Below are 535 nucleotides of genomic sequence, written 5' to 3' on the forward strand. Positions count from 1 at the left end.
CTGGCGCGGGGTGATCACCAGACCGGCCTTGCGGGCGCGGCTGACCAGCTGGATGGAGACGATGCTGTCGCCGCCGAGGTCGAAGAAGCTGTCGTGGACACCCACCGCCGCCAGGCCGAGGAGCTCGGCGAACAGGCCGCAGAGCACCTCCTCGCGCCCGTCGCGGGCGTCGCCGCCGGTGCCGGCGGGGTGGAAGTCCGGGGCGGGCAGCGCCTTGCGGTCCAGCTTGCCGTTCGGGGTCATCGGCAGGGTGTCGATCACCACGACGGCGGCCGGGACCATGTAGTCGGGCAGCGCCTCGCCGACGCCGGCGCGCAGTCCGGCCGGGTCGAGCCCGGCGTCGTCCCGGGGGACGACGTAGGCGACGAGCTGGCGGGCGCCGGGCTGGTCCTCGCGGACCAGGACGGCGGCCTGGCCGACGCCGGGCTGCCCGGCCAGGGCCGCCTCGACCTCGCCCAGCTCGATCCGGAAGCCGCGCAGCTGGACCTGGTGGTCCGCCCGGCCGGCGTACCGGAGCTGGCCGTCCGCACCCCAG

General features: G+C 76.4%; 1 protein-coding gene. It reads right to left on the reverse strand.

Annotated features, from left to right (window positions below; translation table 11 throughout):
* Positions 1–535, reverse strand: a 535-nt coding sequence (locus VM95_RS37970) for an AMP-binding enzyme (protein WP_045706170.1), incomplete at both ends; no start/stop codon positions are given.

Source organism: Streptomyces rubellomurinus, assembly GCF_000961885.1.
Taxonomy (GTDB): domain Bacteria; phylum Actinomycetota; class Actinomycetes; order Streptomycetales; family Streptomycetaceae; genus Kitasatospora; species Kitasatospora rubellomurina.